Origin of the sequence: Gimesia sp. (assembly GCF_040219335.1) — a bacterium.
GTDB lineage: Bacteria > Planctomycetota > Planctomycetia > Planctomycetales > Planctomycetaceae > Gimesia.
In genome coordinates, this window is record NZ_JAVJSQ010000031.1 from 418633 (window position 1) to 441023 (window position 22391).

The 22391-nt window shown below is 53.2% G+C and carries 18 protein-coding genes; 13 read left to right on the forward strand and 5 right to left on the reverse strand.

The window, feature by feature from the left end:
• Nucleotides 1-240: 240 nt before the first annotated feature.
• The 4 genes from RID21_RS26445 to RID21_RS26460 all read left to right on the forward strand — a co-directional run bounded on the left by RID21_RS26445 (nucleotide 241) and on the right by RID21_RS26460 (nucleotide 7691).
• Entirely contained in the window at nucleotides 241-702 is a 462-nt protein-coding gene (locus RID21_RS26445; RefSeq protein WP_350194175.1) for a hypothetical protein, read from the forward strand.
• Nucleotides 703-775: 73 nt separating this feature from the next.
• Nucleotides 776-3184 (forward strand): hypothetical protein, encoded by a 2409-nt coding sequence (locus tag RID21_RS26450; protein ID WP_350194177.1) that lies wholly within the window; start codon nucleotides 776-778, stop codon nucleotides 3182-3184.
• A 44-nt stretch (nucleotides 3185-3228) separates the two neighbouring features.
• Nucleotides 3229-6960 carry a DUF4175 family protein gene (locus RID21_RS26455; RefSeq protein ID WP_350194179.1) on the forward strand — a complete coding sequence of 1244 codons (3732 nt, stop codon included), beginning with the start codon at nucleotides 3229-3231 and terminating at the stop codon, nucleotides 6958-6960.
• On the forward strand, nucleotides 6957-7691 hold the full coding sequence (locus tag RID21_RS26460) for a hypothetical protein (protein WP_350194181.1): 735 nt from the start codon (nucleotides 6957-6959) through the stop codon (nucleotides 7689-7691). Before RID21_RS26455 ends, RID21_RS26460 begins: the two co-directional genes overlap by 4 nt.
• A 90-nt stretch (nucleotides 7692-7781) precedes the next feature.
• Here the strand turns inward: RID21_RS26460 and RID21_RS26465 are convergent, their stop codons facing one another.
• Together RID21_RS26465 and RID21_RS26470 are read right to left on the reverse strand one after the other, a co-directional pair.
• On the reverse strand, nucleotides 7782-8126 hold the full coding sequence (locus RID21_RS26465; RefSeq protein ID WP_350194183.1) for a hypothetical protein: 345 nt from the start codon (nucleotides 8124-8126) through the stop codon (nucleotides 7782-7784).
• 148 nt (nucleotides 8127-8274) lie between these two features.
• Nucleotides 8275-8886 carry a hypothetical protein gene (locus tag RID21_RS26470; protein WP_350194185.1) on the reverse strand — a complete coding sequence of 204 codons (612 nt, stop codon included), beginning with the start codon at nucleotides 8884-8886 and terminating at the stop codon, nucleotides 8275-8277.
• A gap of 413 nt (nucleotides 8887-9299) precedes the next feature.
• On the opposite strand from RID21_RS26470, the gene RID21_RS26475 reads away from it, so the two are divergent.
• Together RID21_RS26475 and RID21_RS26480 are read left to right on the forward strand one after the other, a co-directional pair.
• On the forward strand, nucleotides 9300-9848 hold the full coding sequence (locus tag RID21_RS26475; RefSeq protein ID WP_350194187.1) for a sigma-70 family RNA polymerase sigma factor: 549 nt from the start codon (nucleotides 9300-9302) through the stop codon (nucleotides 9846-9848).
• The gene (locus tag RID21_RS26480) at nucleotides 9845-11539 is read left to right on the forward strand and encodes a hypothetical protein (protein WP_350194189.1); all 1695 of its coding nucleotides are present in this window, start codon (nucleotides 9845-9847) and stop codon (nucleotides 11537-11539) included. Before RID21_RS26475 ends, RID21_RS26480 begins: the two co-directional genes overlap by 4 nt.
• Before the next feature lie 302 nt (nucleotides 11540-11841).
• On the opposite strand, the gene RID21_RS26485 is transcribed toward RID21_RS26480, so the two are convergent.
• Nucleotides 11842-12516: a FadR/GntR family transcriptional regulator gene (locus RID21_RS26485; protein ID WP_350194191.1), complete on the reverse strand. Its 675-nt coding sequence runs from the start codon at nucleotides 12514-12516 to the stop codon at nucleotides 11842-11844.
• A gap of 218 nt (nucleotides 12517-12734) precedes the next feature.
• On the opposite strand from RID21_RS26485, the gene RID21_RS26490 reads away from it, so the two are divergent.
• Genes RID21_RS26490 through RID21_RS26500 form a run of 3 tightly spaced genes read left to right on the forward strand, consistent with a single transcriptional unit; the run spans nucleotide 12735 to nucleotide 16149 of the window.
• Nucleotides 12735-13583 carry an HpcH/HpaI aldolase family protein gene (locus RID21_RS26490; RefSeq protein ID WP_145442250.1) on the forward strand — a complete coding sequence of 283 codons (849 nt, stop codon included), beginning with the start codon at nucleotides 12735-12737 and terminating at the stop codon, nucleotides 13581-13583.
• Complete coding sequence (locus RID21_RS26495; RefSeq protein WP_350194193.1) at nucleotides 13561-15897, forward strand: aminotransferase class III-fold pyridoxal phosphate-dependent enzyme; 2337 nt, start codon at nucleotides 13561-13563, stop codon at nucleotides 15895-15897. Before RID21_RS26490 ends, RID21_RS26495 begins: the two co-directional genes overlap by 23 nt.
• Nucleotides 15898-15948: 51 nt before the next feature.
• Nucleotides 15949-16149, forward strand: coding sequence for a hypothetical protein (locus RID21_RS26500; protein ID WP_350194195.1), 201 nt, complete (start codon nucleotides 15949-15951; stop codon nucleotides 16147-16149).
• Between the two features lie 65 nt (nucleotides 16150-16214).
• On the opposite strand, the gene feoB is transcribed toward RID21_RS26500, so the two are convergent.
• Together feoB and RID21_RS26510 are read right to left on the reverse strand one after the other, a co-directional pair.
• The gene (feoB, locus tag RID21_RS26505; protein ID WP_350194197.1) at nucleotides 16215-18500 is read right to left on the reverse strand and encodes a ferrous iron transport protein B; all 2286 of its coding nucleotides are present in this window, start codon (nucleotides 18498-18500) and stop codon (nucleotides 16215-16217) included.
• A gap of 77 nt (nucleotides 18501-18577) precedes the next feature.
• The gene (locus tag RID21_RS26510; RefSeq protein WP_350194199.1) at nucleotides 18578-18802 is read right to left on the reverse strand and encodes a FeoA family protein; all 225 of its coding nucleotides are present in this window, start codon (nucleotides 18800-18802) and stop codon (nucleotides 18578-18580) included.
• Between the two features lie 590 nt (nucleotides 18803-19392).
• Here RID21_RS26510 and RID21_RS26515 point away from each other — a divergent pair.
• The 4 genes from RID21_RS26515 (at nucleotide 19393) to RID21_RS26530 (ending at nucleotide 22330) form a co-directional block, all read left to right on the forward strand.
• Nucleotides 19393-20358, forward strand: a complete 966-nt coding sequence (locus tag RID21_RS26515; protein ID WP_350194201.1) for a DUF1559 domain-containing protein — start codon at nucleotides 19393-19395, stop codon at nucleotides 20356-20358.
• 120 nt (nucleotides 20359-20478) lie between these two features.
• A complete protein-coding gene (locus RID21_RS26520) occupies nucleotides 20479-20646 on the forward strand; it encodes a hypothetical protein (protein ID WP_155365951.1) in 168 nt (55 codons plus the stop codon).
• Nucleotides 20647-21119: 473 nt separating this feature from the next.
• Nucleotides 21120-22049, forward strand: coding sequence for a DUF1559 family PulG-like putative transporter (locus tag RID21_RS26525; RefSeq protein ID WP_350194203.1), 930 nt, complete (start codon nucleotides 21120-21122; stop codon nucleotides 22047-22049).
• 110 nt (nucleotides 22050-22159) lie between these two features.
• Nucleotides 22160-22330 (forward strand): hypothetical protein, encoded by a 171-nt coding sequence (locus RID21_RS26530; RefSeq protein ID WP_350194205.1) that lies wholly within the window; start codon nucleotides 22160-22162, stop codon nucleotides 22328-22330.
• Nucleotides 22331-22391: the final 61 nt, after the last annotated feature.

Sequence of the window (22391 nt, forward strand, 5' to 3'; positions counted from 1 at the left end):
CCTGTTGCATCAAGCCGGTCATCTGGAGAAACTTGAGAAGATAGACAGCTATAGCTGGGTTTTACTGAAATCCGTTTCATTTCCCTGATTTCTGCACAATTTTTCCAGGATCTTATAATTCTTTACCGGCTGCGATACAATGCATTATGCCTCGAAATGGATTCTGTCTGAAGAGCAATTTCCAGGTCCGCAATCTCGACCGTCTGCTGTTCAACAGAATATCCCTGAAAGGAGTTACCAATGCAGAGCCCCGCTTTTGATCCGCAACAGGCCCATCGACATTTTGCAGCGAGCTGTTTCAATAAAACCTGGGATTATCTGGACAAGGCAGATCGCACCGCTGCTGAAAATCTGGCCATGATTTCTGCCTGCCACGCTTCGCACTGGCACTGGGCACAATACGAGGAACATACGCCAGAGAACATTTCGATCGCGTACTGGCAGCTGGCCCGGGTCTATGCGGTCACCAATCAGCCCAGTAATGCGTTCAGCTACGCCATGCTCTGCCTGAAAGTCACGCAGGACAAACATCTTAAGCCGTTTTGCCTGGCCTACGCCTACGAAGCCCTGGCCCGGGCTGCTTCCGTCGCCAATAAGCCCGAAGAAGTGGAAACATACAAACAACAGGCAAAAAATATTGCGGAATCGGACCTCGAAGGAGATGAAAAACAGCAATTGCTGGATGATCTGAATACAATATAAACAGAGAAGCCCTCTCTCTCGTGAGGATCTCAGCAGACACGTCCTATTGTTTTTCCATTCTTAGACAGCACTTATGCAAACGCTGAAACGAGCCCTGGAAGCCTATTTTGATATCCCCGCTGCCGGGCCGGGTCAGGGTTCTGCCTGGAATTTCCACTGGAATACTCCCTGGCCAGCCTGGTTGCCCGACTGGATCGTGCTGCTGCTGGCCACGGGCATTGTTTTCCTGCTGATCTACGCCTACCTCAAAGATACAGCCCATCTCGATCTGAAAAAGAAGAGTCTGCTGATCAGTATTCGACTGATCGTGTTCCTGATTGTTGTATTGTTCCTCACCCGCTTTACGCTGACGATTCATCGCACGGGTCTGCCTTTCGTAGCCCTGTTGATTGATGATTCCGCCAGCATGGGACTCGAAGACAATTACACAGGCACGCCGGAGATGAGCCCCGCCAACCTGAAAGAGTTTGAAGGCAAACCGCGGCTCTCGCTCGCCCGAGACCTGCTGCTAAAAGACGACGCCCGCTTCCTCACCGAGTTGCAGCGGAAACATAAACTGCGACTCTATCACTTTTCCGAAGACTGCCTCCCCCTGGGTGATCCGGATTTTCTCGATCAGACCAACCAGCAGTCCACACAGGAAACGCTCAAACAACTGGTTCCCACAGGTAAAGAGACGCGGCCTTACCACGCGGTGCAGAAAGTCCTCAACGATTTTCGTGGCACCCCGCCGACAGCCATTATTGTCTTGAGTGATGGCATCTCCAGTACGGGAGAGCTGGATCGCCTGTCCCGCGCCGCTCCTCTGGCCAAGTCGAAGCTGGTTCCCATCTTTCCGGTTGGCATTGGCAGCGAACAACCCGTGCGTGACCTGCAATTATACGATCTGCTCGTCGACGATGTTGCCTTCGTGAACGACCCGGTCAATCTGTCTGCGAAAGTCAAAACGTTCGGCATCAATTCCGGCACGCTCTCCCTGGTATTGAAGGATGCCAAAACCGGCAGTCCCCTGGCCACGCGCCAGATTCCGGTCAATTCCCGTAAAGAGTTTCAGAAGATTGAGCTCACTTTTACTCCCACGACACCGGGACTGTTTGAATACGAATTCGAAGTCGAGCCGGTCGAAGGGGAAGTCAATCAGAAAAACAATCAGCAGAGCGGCCAGGTTTCGGTCCTGGATCAGAAGATCCGTGTGCTGCTCGTTGATTCGGTACCACGTTATGAATATCGTTATCTGAAACATTTGCTTGAGCGGGACAAGACCATCGAGCTCCGCAGCATCCTGCAGGAATCGGATCTGGAATACTCGTCGGAAGACTCCACGGCACTCGATTACTTCCCGGTCAAAAAAGAAGACCTCTACCAGTATGACGTCGTAATACTGGGAGACGCCGATCCGGCTTACTTCAGCCAGGCCGTCTTCGAAAACCTCGATCAGTTCGTCAGAGAAAAAGGAGGTGGACTGATCGTCGTAGCCGGCCCCCGGTTTTCCCCGCAGGCCTACTTCAATACACCCTTGCAGGGTCTGCTGCCGGTTGAAATTACCAAGGCCGTTCCCAACGCGGAATACGCCCCTGTGATCGAAGGTTTTCAGCCAGAGCTGACCACCGAAGGGCAGTTCAGCACATCCATCTTCCGCTTTGCCGACAGTGCTGAAGAGAGCCAGCGAATCTGGAACAGGCTTCCGGAACTCTACTGGTTCTTTACCGCCGACGACGTCAAACCCGGTGCAACGGTCTTCGCCATCCATCCCACCCAGAAGGGCAAGGATGGAAAGCCGATCCCCATTATCTCAACGCAGCGGGTAGGAGCCGGCAAGGTGATTTTCAACGCCACCGACGATCTCTGGCGATGGCGGGATCTGGTGGGTGATCTGTATTACTCCCGCTACTGGGTTCAGGCCATTCGCTACCTGAGTCGTTCCAAACTGCTCAACCAGGAACAGGCTATTGAACTCACACTGGATCGCAAAACATACCAGCAGGGAGACACCGTGCAGTTTCGCGTAAAGTTTCTTGACGAACGACTGATCCCTGGTGACTCCGAGCCGGTCACGGTCATGCTCGAGCGCAAAGGGGAAGCGTCCCGGCCTGTACAGCTGACCCCCCGGAAAACCGCGCCCAATATTTTCGAGGGCAGTTATTCGAACATCCCGGAAGGCGCCTATCATACCTGGGTCGCCAACCCCATTCTGGAAGGGACTCCCCCCTCAGACGATTTTCGTGTCGAGATTTCCCAGCAGGAACTGTTGAACCGGGATATGGACCGCAGCGACCTGCAGAAAACAGCCCGCGAAACCCGCGGGACGTATTTTCATATCCTGGACGCGGAACAACTGCCGGAAGCGGTTCCCGCCGGTCATCCGATTCCACTGGAAAATGAAGAACCGATCCCCCTCTGGAATCGCTGGGAATTTCTGATTCTCTTCACTTTACTGATCTCGGTAGAATGGCTCTTAAGAAAACGTTTTCGACTGGTATAATAATTCTTTAGCGTTCTGTCTCCTGATTGGCTGAATCCATAAATATGCCTCATTCTATTCGAGCACAACTCGAGCATCTGCACCAGAAGATCCGACAGCTGATCTGGCTGAACGGGGTCTGCTGGGGGCTGACGATCCTGCTCGCCCTGGGGTTGCTCGCCGTCGCACTGGACTGGAGTCTGAATATCACTGACCCCGCGATTCGGCTCATTCTGGGGCTGGGTATCGGGGCGACCCTGGTCTCGACGGTCTGGAAGCGGCTGCTGATCCCTTTAAAGACCCCCATCACCGATCTGGACCTGGCTCTTAAGATTGAAAAACGCTATCCGGCCCTGAAAGACAGTTTTTCGAGCAGCATTGAGTTCGAAGATCAACCGGCGGCTCATTACGCGGGCTCTGCCCAGATGCGACAGGCCGTCATTCAGGAATCTTACCAGCGGGCAGCCCAGATCAATTTTCTGGAACTGATTGATACCCATCCAATTCGCAAAGTCATGATCTCGGCAGCCATGCTCTGCCTGCTGGTGTCGGGACTCGCGATCCTGCATCCCCGGCAGATCATACTCGGCTTTCAGCGTCTGATACTCCCTTTCTCCGCCCCGGAGTGGCCCCAGAGTGTGGAACTGCTGATTCTGGATGAGAATCTGGTGCCCATCGAAACCAGCCCTGGAAACCCGTATCAGGTCGTGGAGGGGCAGGCATTTCAGTTCTTTGTCGAAAACCGCAAAGGTGCGCCGCCCGAAGACCTGATGCTCGAGTATCAGAACCGCCAGCAGTCCCAACTCCGCCCGCAGATCTATTCCGAACCGCTGCGAATTGTTTCAGTCCCCGACACCGCCACCGGCGTGGAACGCGATCTGGGAACCGGTTCCCTCGTGGTCTCCAGTAAAACACTCAAACTGAGAGCGGTTGGCGGCGATGACACCAGCATGCCCTGGCTGACAATTGAGTCGGTCCCCCCGACCACCATCAAGCTCGAGAAGGTCACACTCACTCCCCCGGAATATTCGCAACAGAAAGAAACCAGCCTGCCCGCGGGCATTGGTCATTTCAAAGCGCTCGTGGGAACCAGGGTTCAGATCGCAGCCAGTTCGAATAAGCTGCTCAAATCGGTCGCGCTACGCGTTAAAGATCAGCCGCCTAAACCTGTTCAACTGGATCAGGACCGCAGGCATTTCACAACTGAATTTACCGTGACGGAACCAGGCACCTATTCCTACTGGTTCGACATCGAGAACGATCAGGGATTCCGTCCTCCCTCGCCCGATCGATATGAAATCACAGCAGTCCTCGATGCGCTGCCCGAGGTCTTTCTGGAAAAGCCCGATACTGATCTGCAGGTCACGCCCGACGCACAGATCCCATTGGCGGTCGCGATCCGCGATGACCTGGGCATCGCCAGTGCATTGATTCGCTATCAGAAATCGTCACGCGAAGAATCACTCTCACGGGCACTCCGTACAGATCGTCCCACGGAAACCTTTCCCCTCGGATTCCAATCGCAGCAGCCAGCTACGGATGTGATCATCAATCAGAACTGGAATCTGGCAGAGCTCTCACTGGAAGAAGGCGACCGAATCATCTTCCGCGCCGAAGCCACCGACTTCTTTCAACCAATTCTATCCGGGGAAAACGAAAGCGGTGTCAAAACCGACCCGCATACCGGCAGCAGTATTTCGCGTGTACTGACGATTGTCAGCCCCGACTATAAATCAAACGAACTCGTCAACCGTCATGCACAGTTGCTGGAAGAACTGACGCGTGTGCTCAAAGACCAGCGACTGCTCAATACGGAGATCAAGGATGTGCAGCATCAGCTGGAACGCGTCGGTCAGGCACGCACACAGGAGCTCGACACAATCAAGCAGGTCGAGATGGACCAGAAGCGGGTCGCTTCCCAGCTGGCCAGCCCGCGTACCGGCCTGGAACCTCGGGCGAAAGAACTGCTGCAGGAACTGGAATGGAACCGCATCCAGGACCCAGGCATGCAACAGCGCCTGACGGAACTAAGTACCGAGCTCTCCCGGCTGAACCAGGAACTGTTTCCACAGATCCAGGAACAGATGACGCAGGCCCGTAAGAAACTGCAGTCCTCTGTCGATCAGGCCCCCGAATCAAAGGATGACCAGAAACAGAAACCGGCCGCCGGAAAACAGAATTCAACGGACCAGGCTCCCGCGAAGAAATCAGACCGTGATACAGAACCGCTGGAAGCCCTGACCAGAGCCGAACAGGGACAGCGGCAGGTGATCGATCGGCTGGGTACGATGCTGCAGTCACTCTCACAGTGGCAGAAGACCCGGGACCTGGTCTCCGAACTGGACGAACAGATCGCACAACAATCCGAAATTCAGGAACAGACCACGGAACTGGCCAAACGCACGATCACCCGTTCGTTTTCCAACCTGAATCTGCAGGACCAGGCCGACCTCGAAAAACTGGCCAGCCGTCAGGAACGTCAATCGGATCAGTTCAAATCCTTTCGTGACCTGCTGGATAACATCCGGGCGGAATCAAAGGCGAATTCCCAGACCGACCAGTTTGAGAAGCAGGCGGCCCTTGATTTCCTGCGGAAACAGTCGTTACCCGAAAAAATGCGACAAACGGCAGACCGACTCAAGCAGAACCAGGTTGGACAGGCGATCCAGGAACAGCAGCAGATTCAGGAGTCGATGCAGAAACTCAAAGACATCTTTGAGAACCAGGCAGAGGAATCTCCCGACCAGCTGATCAAGAAGCTGAAACAGTCCGAGCAGGAACTCAGCCAGTTGAAGCAAAAACAACAGGATCTGCTCCAGAAACTGAAGACGGCTTCACAGGACACGAACAAGTCGGAGCTGAAAAAAGAGCTGGAGCAACTGGCCAAACAGGAACAGGCACTCAAGCAGCAACTGGACCAGTTGGAAAACCAGTTGCAGAAACTGAGCCTGCACCGGGCCTCCGCTTCGGTCCGGCGTGCCAGCCAGCGACTGTCTAAAGTCAATGACTCCCTGAGCCAGGGACAGACAGGTCAAGCCGAACAGGAAATGCGCGAATCACTGGATGACCTCGAACAGGCCCAGCGCGAACTGGCTTCACGCAGACAGGAACTGGAAGAAACCCTCGCATTCGAGGAGTTCACGAAACTCGAGTCGGAGATTGAGTCTCTGATCGAACGTCAGCAGGCCGTGATTACCGAAACCAACCGCCTCGAAACAGTGCGTAAAGAACGTGGCCGCTGGTCGCGGGGACAGCTCAAGTCACTCAGACAGCTCGCGGAAGCTGAGCGTGATTTACAGAACCAGACACAAACCTTCGTCGATAAAATGGCAGCGGCTCCGGTTTTTGGACTGGCGATTCGCAAAGTTCGGGATCAACTGGAAATCGCAGTGATCCGACTGGAAGAGCGACTCACGGACGAGGAAACCCTGGCTGCAGAAAAAGGTGCCCAGGACAGGCTGAAGGAAATTCTGGCGATCCTCAAATATCGCAAAAGTACACCGAACCAGGAATCGGGGGACGGCTCACCGTCACAACAACAGATGCCCACCGATCAGATTCCGCTGGTGGCCCAGCTAAGATTGCTCAAACTGCTTCAGGAAGAGCTCCTGCAGCAGACGACTCGCTTTAATGAATCCATCGATCAGCAGAAAGAGCTGACACCCGAGCAACAGGAACTGCGTAAACGTCTCTCCCGGGATCAAGCCGACCTGGCAGAACTGTCGCAGGAATTGATGTCACTTTTCTCAGACTCTCAGTCTGACGAAACAGAACCATTACCCGAGACCATCCCATGAAATGCGTTGCCCTTCCACAGACGATTCGCACGCTGTGCCTGCTCTATCTGGCCGGACTCGCCGTGTTTCTGTACTCACCGAAACTGCACGCTGCAGATGAACCGCTGAAAAAGAAAACCATATCTCAACCGACTGAGACAGAAAATCCGGATAAACAAAAAGAGAATAAGCTCAAACTTCCGGAGACGAAGCTGGATCTCCCCGATCCGGATAAGCTCCCCAAAGCCAAACCCGGAAATCAATTACCAGTTGAACCAATCATCAAGGAAATGCAACGGGCCAGCAAATTAATCTCTGAGCAGAAGACGGGAAAAGAAACCCAGCAGATTCAGCGCGAGGTGGTGCGGAACCTGGAAGAGCTGATTCAACTGATCGAGTCGAGCCCCGGCAAAACCATCCAACGCATGAGTTCGGGGAAAGAATCGGAATCCTCTCAACAGTCCGAGCAGAAACAGGCACAGAAAGACCAGCAGAGTAAGAACCAGCAGAAAGGGGAACAGCTCTCGCAGGGGCCGGCAAAGGAATCGACTGACCGACAGAATCAGGGAAAAGCGACCTCAGGTCAACTCGCGGACCGGAACGCGTATATCAAAGATGCCTGGGGACACTTGCCTCCCGCGATGCGACAACAGCTTTTGAATATCTACACGGAAAAATTTCTTCCCCGCTACGAGGATCAGGTTAAGCGTTATTATGAAGCGTTGGCCGAAAAGAACAGACAACAGCGCTGAACCTGTTCGTCTATTGATTCCCCTCCCATAAAAAAAGCGGCCTCAGATCGTCGATCGAAGGCCGCTCATTTTTCGTTGAATTAACCAATCTTAGGGGGGGACGACATTAAAGGTATCACTACGAAAGATTGTCGTGTCGTAGCTGTTCCCGCTGTAGAGTCGCACGTAGTTCCAGCGACGTGCGCCCCGTAGTGCAAACCCGGGTGTGGTTGCCAGTTCTGGCACACGATAGGCAGAGCGGCTCTGAGGCCTTGGATAACGGGCAGCGACTTCCGGTGGCAGCTGGTGGCTGTAATAGGATCGATTATACATCCAGCTCTCAGCCCGAACCTGTTGAGGATTCAAACTGAATCCGGCAGCGCCACTGGCGACAACAATCAACAGAATTGATTTCGCGGCCAGTCTTTTGATGCTGACTGATTCTGTGTGTTTCATGAGACTTACCTCTTTCTCCACTGACTCAGCATGTTGCGAAACATCAACACGCTGATTCCGTTTTGAAACGAATGTTGCTCTAAATCAACATTCACTCTTCAATTGGGGGATAGAAGAGGTAAGACGCAGATCCCATGCCGAACAGGGATCAGTCGAGCGGAATTCCCGCTTCCTTGTAGAGCTCTGCTTTTTTCTTTTTATCCTCTAAGACCAGGATGTTCCCGGATTCAGCATCGTACCCATACATTTTATAGGGGGGCAGTGCTGCAAACTCGACCCGGTTCTCTTTCATCATCTGCATGTATTCGTCGTAAGTGGGGAATCGATCATTCAAGGCCTTATGGGCTTTAATCGCCTGTTGCATTCCCAGGGTACTCACGCGGGACGACATCGAGACATAAGCGCTTCCGGCTTGAGAGAAGGGATCGACGCCTTTGATCTTCCCGTCGACGACAACAATCTCGGGATTCTCCAATGCTTTCTTCGCATCCACCACGACAGCGGTCGTCTTCTGCAGAATGCTCTTCTTCTGGTCTCCGCCCGCTGGCTGGGCTGCTGGTTCGGGAGCCGCCTGTGCTGCAGCAGGCATCTCCTCAGCTCCCCCCGCGGGTGCCTGCCCCTGGGCTTCATTTCCATCGGCCATTCCCTGCTTCCGGGCGATATCCTGTGGATCCTGACATCCCAGACCGGCGGTGAACAGAAGCAGAGACAGCAGACCTGCTCGCGACAAAAACCCGGATTTCAACTCACTTTGATTCATCAACAACGCTCTTTCCAATATTTTAGAAAAACCCGCTTTAATTTTGCTTCCAATGGACTACTACATCTGTAAGACTGATTTGTTTCCTCAAACCACTCTCTACCATCAGACTCCCTCTGCTCACATTAAATACGATTCCAATTGTAATTCACCACAAATCTGGTGAATTATATATGTTTTTCAAAAATTTGACATTAGATCTCACTGCTCACCGAACAACTCTTTATAGCGACCTGAGGTATTTTCCTGCTGGGAGAAATACCTGGATTCAGGTAACAGAGTTTAATCAGAGTCAGGTCAGGCTTTCCGTTCTTACCTGAAGTTTGCAAGAGTTGTTTTAATGCCAGATTTTTCCGAGTATAGTAATCTTCTGGCTGAACTGCAGACTCAACTGAACGGAGCGCCTTGTCGGTATGTCCATTACGACCTCATCTTCGGATCAAAATTCCGGAGAGACCTTTACATCATTGCTGGAGCAGGAGCGATTACGAATATTCGGTTATATTCGTACGCTTGTACCCCACAATTCTGATGCCGAGGACGTATACCAGCATGTGTGCCTGACACTCTGGAATAAATTCGACGAGTTTGATCAGGAGCGCGACTTCTTTGCCTGGGCCTGTGGAATTGTATACTTCACCGTCTGTAACTTTCGGAGAAGTAATCAGCGTGATCGGCACTATTTCAGCCAGGAGTTAATTGAAACAATGTCACAGGAGCGAATGCAACATCTGAGCAACTACAATCTCAGGCTGGAGCTCCTGCAAGACTGTTTCTACAGCCTGAGCCAGGCCGACCAGGAACTGCTGATCCATTCCACCCAGGAAAAACAGTCTATTAAGGACTTCGCCTGCAAAGCGGGTAAAACTGTGCAGACACTCTACAATCGCCTCAGCACACTCAGACGCGAGCTGGCACAATGCGTCAAACGAAAACTGAAACAGGAGGGAAGCCTGAGATGAGCCTGCAGGAAATTCCCCCGGAGTTTGACGAACTCCTGAATCAGTTTCTGGAAGACGAGCTCTCTGCAGAAGAGTTTGCCGCCTTCGAAAAGACGTTGCGGGAAAATCCCCAGGCGCGGACTTACTATTTCGACGTACTGGATGTCAATTCCGGCATCGCTAAAAATCGTACGGATCGACTTCGTGATCTCGACAGAGTGATTCTGCAGGGAATTAAGACACCCCAGCCGGCTCAAGAACGTTCTACCTCACCGTCAAGTCGGGGCGGCGGGCGTGCCATCGCATTTCTCCTGGTGGCAGCGGCTTCGGTTTCAGTCCTTCTGCTGACAGAATGGATCATGACCGGCCACTTTTTCTGGAATCAGCCGAAGCAGGTCGTACAACCTGACAATAAAGCCAATGAAGATCCTCCGCTGGCACTAAGCGATTCTTATGTCGCCACGCTTTCACGGTCCTTTGACTGCAAATGGGGAAATGAAAACCCGCCACGTTTCTCCGGCCAGAGACTGCTCTCCAAAGATCTGACCCTGCTGCAGGGCATCGCAGAATTTCGCTTTGACAGCGGCGTCAGGCTCGTACTGGAAGGCCCGACGACCATCAGCATCGATTCTGCGACCTGTGCGAAAATCGCGTACGGTTCGGTGGTGCTGCACGGTTACGAATCTTCTCCCGAGTTTGAACTGGTGACCCCGCAGGCTCGCTTCTATGACATCGGCACCGAGTATGGTGCCAAAGTCGCTGAAGATGGGGGAACCGAGCTGCATGTTTTCCAGGGAGCGGTTCGCGTTCAGCCTGAAATTGAGCTGGCTCAGATTTCAGCTCCCCTGGTCGTGAATGAGGGAAATGCCCGCCTGATCGAACCAGAAACCAATAAGGAAATCAACCTCGAACCAACGCGCTTCAAACGGGAAGTTCCCGGCCAACCCAAGGCTCTGACTGCGGTTCGACAGGAACTGCTGGCCTATGACAGTTTTCACCCTCCGAAAATTGCCGACCCGGCCCGCTTCTCTGACTGGAGAAATTCCGGTTTCGGCTGGACCACTCCCTGGCGCAGTCGGGCTCAGAAGCTGAGTGAAGCCCCCGGAAAAAGCCTGCCCCAGCTTTCGCTTCAACCTGATCAGAAATCCAAAGATCAAACCGGCAGTATCGAACTGGAACGGGGCAACACCGCCTGGCGATCCCTGGAAAAAGCGGTTCGTCTCGACACAGACGCTCTGTACTACCTTAGCTTCTTTATCCAGCAGGCTGCAGAACCAACGGCGGCAGGACTCCATTACGGGAATATTTCGCTGCAGTCCGATCAGATCGATAAACTGACCGGCCAACGAGACAAGATCATGTTTGGAGTGAATTCTCAGAATTACCCCACCCTGCTACTGAAAGGGCAGACCCAGGAAAAAGCACCTCCCCTTCTCCCGGAAACGACTTACTTTTATGTAGCGAAAATCGTGGCCAGCGAGAATGCCCCCGACCAGATTTTCCTGCGTGTCTTTTATGAAGATGAAACCATCCCTGACCAGGAACCGCTGATCTGGACCTGCGTCTCCACGCCCTTCAAAGATTCCAACATCTACCCCCATATTCGTATTCATGCCGGTAAATCCAGCAAATATCGGTTTGATGAACTACGAATCGGTTCTTCCTGGGAGTCCGTCGTGAATTTCCAGGACCCCAACAAGCTGCCGGAATAAAGCCTCCCCCCATCAAGTCCCTTTGCAATAACGAACGCGAACCGAGGGAAATCCCTGCTGCGGTGCGATCAGTAAATCCCCCACCGATGCGCTCATACCAATCTTTTTACAAAAAATTAAAAAATGATTGTTTTCCTGAGTAGGTTTCCAGGTGGGAAGAACAATTACCGGGTAGCAGGCAAATGTTTTGTGGATCCAAGGGTAGTTTGAGTTCGTACTATCCCACTAGTCCCTGAACGGCGGGGGTCATGCACGTGACGGCATGGCCCCCTTCTTATTTGATAGACTGCATATTTTGAGAATCAGATCAGATCTTCAAACTGCTGTCGAATCAACACCCGGGCATGCTCCCGATCCTGCCTGCGAATGGCACTGGCCAGTTCCGCATGCTCCCAGACGATCCGTGCTGCTCTACCTGAATCCAATCGGTCAATTTCCGGCAGACTGTGAAAATACTCCGCGAGGATCTGCTGCATTCCGGCGACATATTTGGAACCGGTCATCTCCAGAACCAGGGAGTGAAATGCCAGATCCAGCTCGACTGATCGCTCCCATTCCTGATCTTCCAGGCAGGACTGCATCTCAGCCACCAGCGCATCCAGCTGGTCCATCTGTGATTCCGTCGCATTCTTGACCGCCAGCTCGATCGCACCGATTTCTAATACATACCGCAGCAACTTCAGTTCATCGCGTTCATGCGAAGAGACAGTGAGCAGTGGCAGACTTTCCGATAACAACTGAACCAGGTCCGGTCGCCTCACGACCAGTCCCTTGCGCTGCTTCCCGTCCAGAATCCCCAGGGCCCGCAGGCGACTGACCGCCTCGCGCACAATTGTCCGTGAAACCTGATATTCTTCAGCCAGTTGTCCTTCCGTCATAAACACATGGCCTGCCGACAACTGCTCCTCAACGATGCGCGTACGGATTTGCTCAGCCAGTCGAGTCGCCATCGTATTTTGCGAAGAGTCTGTTTTCATACCAATATTATCATACAATTAAAACCCGCATGTCAATTATCTCAGCTCGGAGATCTGCCAATCACCTCAGAATACATTGCATATTGTTATTTCAGACTCATTCCAGACTCACCTCCGATGAGCCTTGCAGTTTTTTTTATCCTACAATATTTTATGATTGTTAACACCGTCAGCTTCCAACCACCGCCGCGTGCCATCGTTGACAAAGGAAATCCTTAATGCGAATCAGTCGCGTCAAACAGAAACTCAACCAGAATGAACCGGTCCTCTTTACGCAGCTGCATCTGTTAGACCCCAGCGTCTTTGAACTGACCAGCCTGATGGGTTTTGATGGCATCTGGATGGATATGGAACATCACACCTATAGTGTAGAGACAGCCAACCAGCTAATGCGGGCTGCCCGAATCGGAAGTTCTGACATTCTGGCACGACCAGCCAACGGCGAGTTCATGCGACTGGGACGCATGCTGGAAGCGGGTGCCCAGGGCATCATGTATCCGCGCTGCAGCAGCGCGGAAGAGGCAGCTGAAGTGGTGAAATGGTCCAAGTTCGCCCCCCAGGGAAAACGGGGATTTGACGGCGGCAATCCGGACATGCCTTATTGCACGATGCCGATGGGTGAGTACATTCAGCAGGCAAACGAAAATACATTTATCATCATCCAGTTGGAAGAACAGGCAGCGGTCGACCAGGCGGAAGCCATTGCAGCGGTCCCGGGGGTTGATGCACTGATGCTGGGGCCGGGTGACTTCTCAATCCTGGAAGGCTTCCCCGGACAGTTTGACCACCCACGCCTCCAGGCTGCCATCGACGCCATTGCTGCCGCCGCCGCAAACCAGGGCAAACACTGGGGCATGCCGACCTTTAACACCGAACACGCGCAGATGCTGCTCAGCAAAGGTGCCCGGCTGCTGTTCCACATGGCGGATATTATCTTCATCAAGAATGGGCTGGAACTGATGCAGCAGCAGTTCAGCCAGATTGGGTTCACCTTCGATAATCAGCTCAACAAACCAGCCACAGCCTACCTGGAGGGCAAGAGTGATGAACAGCAAGCTTCCCGATGACAAGACACTCTTCGACCAGCAACTGAAGCAGTTTATGCCCCCGGGCAGCTTCGATGCCCACGCTCACTTCTATCGCCCCCAGGACGCTATCGCCGGACTGCCCTCCTCTGCTGAAAATGCGCAGGGCTTCTCCGGCTGGCAGGAATACTATGACAAGCAGGAACTCTGGATGGGCTCGCTCCGCCCCTCCGCGGGACTGTTCTTTGCGATTCCGAATCCCAAACTGGAACGGGACGGGGCCAATGAGTATGTCCTCAATGAAATCAAAGATCAGTCCGGTTCGCGTGCCCTGCTACTGGTCACACCGGCAGACGACCCCGCTGAAGTCGAAGCCAAAATCAAAGCCGGCCCCTACAGCGGCTTCAAGGTCTATCACGTTTACGCTGATCGCGCAGACACCCTGGAAGCGGAGCCCCAGGAATTCATTCCGGAATGGGTCTGGGAACTGTCTGAACAATATAGTCTGGCGATCATGCTGCATATGGTTCGTGCCCGTGCGGTGGCAGATCCAATTAACCAGAGCTATATCCGCAATCGTTGCCTGCAGTACCCCAATGCCAAACTGATCCTGGCGCATGCCGCCCGTGGCTTCTGTGGCAATCATACCACCGAAGGCATCGCTTCCCTGCGCGGACTGGACAATGTCTTCTTCGACACCTCCGCCGTCTGTGAAGCGCAACCATTCGAAGCCATTCTCCGCGAGTTCGGCACCACCCGCCTGATGTTTGGAACCGACTTCTCCGTCAGCGAACTTACGGGACGCTGCGTGAGTATCGGCGATGGCTTTCTCTGGCTGGGAGATCAGAACGTCAACTGGGAAACATCCAGGTTTGCCCAACCGGCGCGTGTGGGACTCGAATCCCTGCTGGCCCTCAAACAGGCCTGCCACACCCTCAGACTGAATGATGCCGACGTCGAGCGTATTTTCGGCACCAACGCACGACAGATGCTGGGCATCCAGACTGCCTCCACACAGAACCAGACCCAGGAAACCTATCGGCGTGCGAAGCAGTTGATTCCCGGCGGCACACAGTTACTCAGCAAGCGCCCCGAAATGTTTGCCCCGGACTGCTGGCCCGGCTATTACCGAGAAGCCAGCGGCTGCGAAGTGATCGACCTCGACGGCAGAAAGTATCACGATCTGGCGACGTCCGGAATCGGCTCCTGCCTGCTGGGCTATCGCGACCCCGATGTGACTGACGCTGTCGTACGTCGGGTTCAACTCGGCTCCATGAGCTCGCTGAATGCTCCGGAAGAAGTGGAACTTGCTGCACTGCTGACGGAACTGCATCCCTGGTCCGACCAGGCCCGCTTCTGTCGCACCGGCGGCGAATCGATGTCGATCGCTGTTCGAATCGCCCGCGCCTCCACCGGCCGCGATGAGGTCGCTTTGTGTGGCTATCATGGCTGGAGCGACTGGTACCTGGCTACCAACCTGCCCCGCAAGTCAGCCGAAACGGGAACCACTCTCGACAAACACCTGCTGCCCGGCCTGGAACCAGCGGGCGTTCCCATGGGGCTGGCAGAGACGACACACCCCTTTACCTATAACGATATCGATGCCCTGAAACAGATTGTGAAGGAACGCGGTTCCCAACTGGCCGCTGTCGTAATGGAACCCACGCGCTACACGCACCCTGAACCAGGATTTCTGGAAGCGGTTCGCGAGATCTGTGATGAGTGCGGGGCGGTGCTGGTGATTGATGAAATCACCACCGGCTGGCGATTGACGCTGGGCGGCGCGCATCTGCATTACGGGATTGAGCCTGACATCGCGGTGTTCGCGAAAGCACTCGGCAACGGACACCCGATTGCAGCCATCATCGGCAGGCGGAACGTCATGGATGCCGCCGAGAACTCCTTCATCTCCAGCACCTACTGGACCGAAGGCGTCGGTCCGACCGCGGCGCTGGCGACCATCAAAAAAATGCAGTCTGTCGATGTCCGTCAGCACATTGACCAGATTGGGGAAGCGTTTCGTGCCGGCTGGAGTGAGCTGGGAGCACGCCATCAACTGCCCGTCAAAGTCTTTGGGCATGCGGTGCTGCTGCATCATACGTTCGACCATCCGCAGGCCGCCGAACTGGGGACGCTGTTTACGATTCGCATGCTGGATCACAGTTTCCTGACCGGCAGTGGATTCTATCCGACACTCGCGCACGAGCAGCGGCATGTCGATGCATACTTCCAGGCAGCGGACGCCGTTTTCGCCGAACTGAAACAGTCCCTTGACCAGAATGACTTAACGAAGCGATTGAGTACTCCGGTCCGGCACTCCGGGTTTGCCCGGCTGACCCCCAGCCCGAAAAGCTGAATCAGCCGCTGGATGTACTGAGGCTAAGGGATAACCGTTGATCCCCCTGCCGTGTCAGCACTCACCTATTTCAACTGGTCGAGCGAAATGAAATTGGGTGCGGAAGAAGATTCTGAACTCGAAGGACAGCCACTGCAGGAGCCGCCGGCACAGCCCGGGCGTTGCTTGAAAAAATGTACCAGCCGCCGCAAGATGCACAATCCGGCTGTCGCGACGCAGAGCAATACGATCACCAGTTGCCAGTCGATCTGATTCATTGTTTCACCTCATTCAAAATGAGCCTCTGATCCAGCAGCGCTGCCGCGGAGACACCACTGTCAGATCAGTAACATTCCCACCTGATAGCAGACCAGTGCTCCCAGGTAGGCCAGCGTGGTCATATAAGTAAAGGAGACGGCCGGCCAGAACCAGCTGTTGGTTTCGCGACGCATCACCATTAAAGTCGCTGCACACTGCGCACACAGGGCAAAAAAGACCATGATGGAGACCGCGACGGGAATATTGAAAACTTTGCTGCCATCGGGCCAGGTGGCGGAACGAATGGAACCGATCAGCCCTTCGTCATCTTCGCCCACATCCCCCCCCAGGCTGTAGATCGTCCCCAAAGTCGAAATAATTACTTCACGTGCGGGGAAGGAAGCGATAACCCCCACCCCGATTTTCCAGTCCCAGCCGAGTGGCTTGACAACCGGTGCGATCAGATGCCCCGCCTGACCCAGAAAACTGTTTTCTACCAGCTGACTGCTGATCTGATTCTGTTTCTCCGCCAGCATTTCCTGTTCTGCACTGAGCTCGGCCTGCTGTGCTTGTAGACCTTTGACGGCAGCCGGCTCCAGTTCCTCCGCATCAGCAATCTGTGTTTCCAGCTCTGCGAGTGAAGCGTCAATGGTTTCCAGTCGGGTTTCCACTTTGAACTGTTCGGTGTGGTCCCCCGGGAAATATCCGGCGGCCCAGATCAGAATCGATGTGGCAAAAATCAACGTTCCGGCTTTAACCACAAAGGACTTGGCCCGGTTATACACTCGATAAAACACGTGCCGGGGAGAAGGCCACTTGTAACCGGGCAGCTCCATCACGAAGGGGGCGACTTCTCCTTTGAAGCAGATCCGTTTGAGGAACCAGGCGACCGGAATCGCGATCAGGGCACCAATTGAAGACATCGCGAAGAGCACGATTCCCTGTAATGAGACAAGAGGACTGCCTGCGATCGAAAAGTAAACAATATTCGGAATGAAGGCCGCGATGAACAGCGTGTAAACGGGCCAGCGGGCCGAGCAACTCATCAGGGGAGCGACCAGAATTGTCGTGAGACGTTCGTGGCGGTTCTCGATCACCCGGGTCGCCATAATCCCGGGGACGGCACAGGCAAAGGACGACATCAGTGGAATAAACGACTTGCCACTCAATCCCAGGCTGCGCATCAGGCGGTCCATGATGTAAGCAGCCCGCGCCATGTATCCACTGTCTTCCAGAACGGCGATGAAGAAATAGAGGATCACGATCTGCGGCAGAAAGATGAGCACCCCTCCCACCCCGGCAATCACACCATCGACCAGCAGGCTGCGCAGGGGACCGGGACCGACCAGTGCCTGGGCTGTCGCTTCCACAATACCCTGACCTGATTCGATGTATTCCATCGCGGGACCAGCCCAGGTGAAGACTGACTGGAAGACAAAGAACATCAGAAGGAAAAAGAACAGAAAACCGAGGACCGGATGAGTCAGCCAGCGGTCGATCTTGTCCGATGCTGTCGCCTGATGATCCTGGGGATGTGTGAGTACGCCGGTTAACTGCTCCCGTGCCCAGGCATACCGTACACGGGCTTCCATCGCGGGAACCACACACCCCGACTCTTTCAAGCGGGTGCGGGATTCGTGCAGCTGATCGATCAGGCCATTCTGAGTATGATCCTCGAAATAAGCTTCCACGTAGCCGCCAACATCCAGCAGCAGACGGTCGATTAAAAAATCGGGCGGCGTCTGATTCTCTTCGTTTTTCAGCTTCTCCTGCAACAGTTTCCGCTCTGCATAAAAATTCTCGGGAAACAGTTGCTGTGCTGTATGTTGGCGACCGGGTTCAATCTCCAGGATCGCCTGTTTCACATCGGCTATCCCCACGCCATGATGCGCCTCCGTGCAGACGACAGGAACATTTAACTTCTTTGACAGACCTGCGGCATCAATCTCAATTCCGCGCGAGCGGGCCAGGTCGTACATGTTTAGTACGAGGATTACCGGAATCGTCAGGTCCATAATCTGGCTGAAGAGATACAGATTGCGCTCCAGATTAGAGGCATCCGCGATACAGATAATCGCATCGGGCCGATCGACCTGCTTCTGCCGCCCCAATAGTACGTCGACAGCGACCATTTCATCGATCGAACGGGGAGCCAGACTGTAGGTTCCCGGCAGGTCAACCAGATCCAGTTCACGCCCTTCCCAATGTACGTGTCCCACTTTCTTCTCGACGGTCACTCCGGGAAAGTTGCCGATATGAGCATGTCCGCCGGATAGCAGGTTAAACAGAGTACTTTTACCGGTATTCGGATTACCGATAATGGCAACCGTCATTTTTTTCTGTGAGGTAGCTGGGGAGTTGATCATGAACTTAAAATCAGAAAGCGGCGCTTTCGGCTGGAGGGATCGACTGGTTGTCTTCCGACGCAATGAGGAGACTCGAATTAAACGAGTTCAACCTCGACACACCGGGCTTCGTTCAGACGTAAAGAAAGTCGATAGCCACGAATCGCAAATTCGAGCGGGTCACCCAGAGGCGCTTTTCCCAGCAACTGGATCTGCTCACCGTCGATCAAACCCATCTCCATCAGTCGGATGGAAATCGCATCCTCACCGGTGATGTTGGTAATGCGTGCGATCTGGCCTTTTACGATCTCGTTTAACGTCATCTCTTTACTGGTCTCAACTTAAAGGGATACAGCAACATGCGATTGATTTACGATTCGCTTGGAACACTCTAATATAAGGAAATTGAGACTCAGTTTCAACTCCCCAAATCAGGGAAAATAAAGGTTAGCAGATCGCTATTCGAGCCACCCTGACTGATCCTCATTTTTTTCCGGACAGGTAGCCTCTCCCGAATCTGTCCCCCTGGCTCGACTGCGGCCAAATCGAAGTGTGCACATAAACACATACAACAACAAAGCTTATAAATTATCCTGTCAATTTTTTAATGTATTAAGATTGTGATTCCCCTTCATCAAACCTTAAAATAGCGGGGTGATGATTCGCGGGCATCAGATTCAATCGATACCATGCCCGGGGCGCACAGACTGAATTTTCTGTTTTTTGTAAAATCGATGTTAAATTCTGTCTAATTCAACACAAGTATATTTAACCAATCTACCAGGGCCCTCAGTCCCGCTCCCGCTTTCTTCCCAGACGATTCACTGCGAAGAGAGTCCCTATATCTGAAACATTTTCTTCAACAAATTTTATTTGTTGTTTTTCATTACTCGTTTTCAGGGAGTTCCAGTTCATGGAAAAAGTGTTGCTCAAAAAGAAGCGTGGATTCACGCTGATCGAACTGCTGGTGGTCATTGCAATCATCGCGATTCTGATTGCACTTCTGTTGCCGGCCGTTCAGCAGGCACGCGAAGCAGCGCGTCGCTCGCAGTGTAAAAACAATCTGAAGCAGATTGGTCTGGCACTGCACAACTACCACGATAACTTCCAGTGTTTCCCCCCTGGTGATATCCGTAGAACCTACGGAGCTGGTGTTACCTCCTGGACGACCAGTCAGTTGGGTTGGATTCCCCGCATCCTGCCGTTCCTGGACCAGGCACCGCTCTATAACCAGATCAACTGGGAAATGGAACATGGTGTCAGCGCCGCTCCGAACAGCAATATCCGTAGAGAGAAGCTGCCGGTTCTCCGCTGCCCCAGTGACTCATCACGTCAGCCGGACGGAAACTATGGCCCGACAAACTACATGGCTTGTCGCAGCCTGGCTCTGACTTCTGACACTGCCTTGAGTAACATCACAGGAACCAACCGGGACGTCAATTCGATGTTCCGCATGAATAACAGCGTCCGCATCCGCGACGTTGAAGACGGAACCACCAACACCATGATGGTCTCCGAAACCTTCGCCAGCGCTCCGATGTGCAGCGAGCTGCCGACCAACAACAGTTGTGCCACCACTTGTGCTACCGAGTACAACAACAGCACCACTGGCTCCCAACAGGGTTACTCCTGGTTCTACGCTTCGTTGTACCAGTCGCACTATTATTGCACGGTGTATACACCTAACTCCAAGATTCCTGACTGCGGTGCCGGTTCGAGTTCCACCAACGCTCTCCTGTCTGCTCGCAGTAAACATGTTGGTGGCGTGCACGTGCTGCTGGCTGACGGATCAATCCGCTTCGCTTCGGACAACGTCGACATCAACATCTGGCGTAACCTGGGTAACTACAATGATGCCAATGTCCTGGGTGAATGGTAAGCTTCACTTTTGATTCTTAACTGTGATCGATACCTCGCCACTTGCCAAAAGTGGCGAGGTGTTTTTACTCTCACGATATTGACTCACTCAATTCACGTTCTTATTGGAAAAAGAAAACCGATGACCAGAATTCTACGCTCGCTCTTATTCGTAATCTGTCTGACACCATTCCAGTTTGGGTGTGGTGGTGGTGCTCCCATGACACCAGAAACCGAAGCCGACCCCGTTGAAGAACTGGATCCCTCAGTCGAAGCAGAAGCACAGAAGAATGCGATGAAAAACAAGTAGGCAGACCAGACGGTCTGATCGATTGTTTTCAACAAAATCAAGCCAGAGTCAGCGCGGAATCATCAGCAGGCTCTGGCTTTATTCTTTATTCCCTGTCTGCAGTAACCTCCGCTTTCAGTTCTCAACCCGGCAGTTCCAAGGCCTGAATCCACCTGAAATAGTGATCATTTAATTGCAGGAAAGCCGATGTGTATACTGGACTTCTCAGCCACATCCCCCTAATATTACAGCATCTGAGCATGCTGCACCTTGTGCACATTTGCATGCATGATCGTAGCTATAACTGTTACGATTTTCTTACTCTAGAGTCGGCTCCTTATTGCCTGTCGACTTTCACTCAAATCAATTCTATTCTCAAATTACGAATATCGCACTGGGTCTGTTGCTCCGGTTTTATTAACCGCAGGCACCGGCGCGTTCTCATGTGAAAGGTAATCTGTACGTCTCAATTCATAATTTCAGGAGTTCAATGAATGAAAAGAACGTTGCTCAACAAGAAGCGTGGTTTCACGCTGATCGAACTGCTGGTGGTGATTGCTATCATCGCTATCTTAATCGCGCTACTTTTGCCGGCAGTTCAACAGGCTCGTGAAGCCGCCCGTCGCTCGCAGTGTAAGAACAATCTCAAACAGATTGGCCTGGCACTTCATAACTACCACGACAACTTCCGCATGTTCCCTCCGGGCGATGTTCGGCGAACTTATGGTGGTGTCAGTTCCTGGACGACCAGCATGATTGGCTGGATCCCCCGTATTCTGCCGTTCCTGGATCAGGCCCCGCTTTACAACCAGATCAACTGGGAAATGGAAACCGGTGTCAGTGCGACTCCCAACAGTGAATTGCGCAAAGAGAAACTGACTGTGGTGCGGTGTCCCAGTGACTCCTCACGGCAACCCTCAGGCAGCTATGGTCCCACGAACTACATGGCCTGTCGCGGCAGAACCATGAACACGACCAGCAACAAGGGGACTTCGATGTTCTGGAACAACAGTAACACCAGAATCCGTGACATCGAAGATGGAACCTCAAACACCATGATGGTCTCGGAAACCTTCTCCAGTGCCAAACTCTGCTCAGAACAACCAACCGGCACCAATGGTGATTGCCCGGCTACCTGCACCGAATACACGGGAGGCACACAGCAGGGCTTCTCCTGGTTCTATGGTGTGAACTATGAAGGTACTTACTTCGGAACCCGTTATACGCCGAACCACCCCCAGCCCGACTGTGGTGGCGGTTCCAGTTCACAGGCAGCCCACCTGGCAGCCCGCAGTAAACATACTGGCGGTGTGCATGTTCTGATGGGTGATGGCGCGGTCCGGTTTGCCTCGAGCAACATTGACGGTCAGACTTGGATCAACCTGGGCGACCCCCAGGATGGTAACGTGATCGGTGAATGGTAATCAGACCTGAAAAAGGTATGATCGACACTTCAAAATCGCCACCTGGACTGTGAATCAGGTGGCGATTCTTTTCACTCAAGATAATTAACAGACAACGGGAGAATTTTTCAATGTCTCGGTTTTTGTTTCTGCTCCTGACCACTCTCTGCTTCACGCCTCTCATCGCAGGTTGCGGAGAGGAAGAACCAATCGTCAAGGAAGGGGAGCACAATATAGTAGAAGAACTGGATCCAGCCGAAGAGGCTGCTGCACAAAAAAAAGCTGCCAGAGAAAATCGCTGAATTCATTTCCAGACGAATCAGATATTTTAATAATTATCTGATTCGTCTGACTGATTCCTGC